The sequence below is a fragment of the Mesorhizobium sp. M5C.F.Ca.ET.164.01.1.1 genome, assembly GCF_004792125.1.
Classification (GTDB): Bacteria; Pseudomonadota; Alphaproteobacteria; order Rhizobiales; family Rhizobiaceae; genus Mesorhizobium; species Mesorhizobium wenxiniae.
The window spans coordinates 1-380 of record NZ_SRTG01000194.1 but is presented as its reverse complement, the minus strand read 5'-3'; the positions used below and the strand labels follow the sequence as shown (position 1 = coordinate 380).

The following is a 380-nucleotide window of genomic DNA, read 5'->3' as shown; positions in this document are numbered from 1 at the left end:
CGGGTCGGCCGCGCCGGCGGGCGGATGCCGGCATTGGCGAGGCGGCGCATGAGTACGTCGATCCATTCGCCCTGCTGAAACTGCAAAGCTTCCCAGTGCGGCCACCCTGGCGCGGCTTCGATCAGGTGCAAAATGGTCCAGTTCAGGCCATATGCGGTATCGCCGTCGGCCGGCAGCAAAGATACAAGCTCGCGCACGTCGTCCTCCGATAGCGGCAACACCACGGAAGACAGGAGCCTTTCGATTGCTTCGAACTGCCGCGGATCGAGTTGTTCCACCAAACTCGGCGCGATGGCGCGTATCGCCCTGATTGCATCTTGCGTCATACCGGCAGTTAGGCACGGAGCAGCGAACCGAGGCAACTACCGCTTCGGCTCCAC

At 62.9% G+C, this 380-nt stretch carries 1 pseudogene; it reads right to left on the bottom strand.

Annotated features, from left to right (window positions below):
• A pseudogene (locus tag EN807_RS33085) lies at positions 1-278 on the bottom strand (hypothetical protein); the annotation flags it as partial.
• Between the last annotated feature and the right edge of the window lie 102 nt (positions 279-380).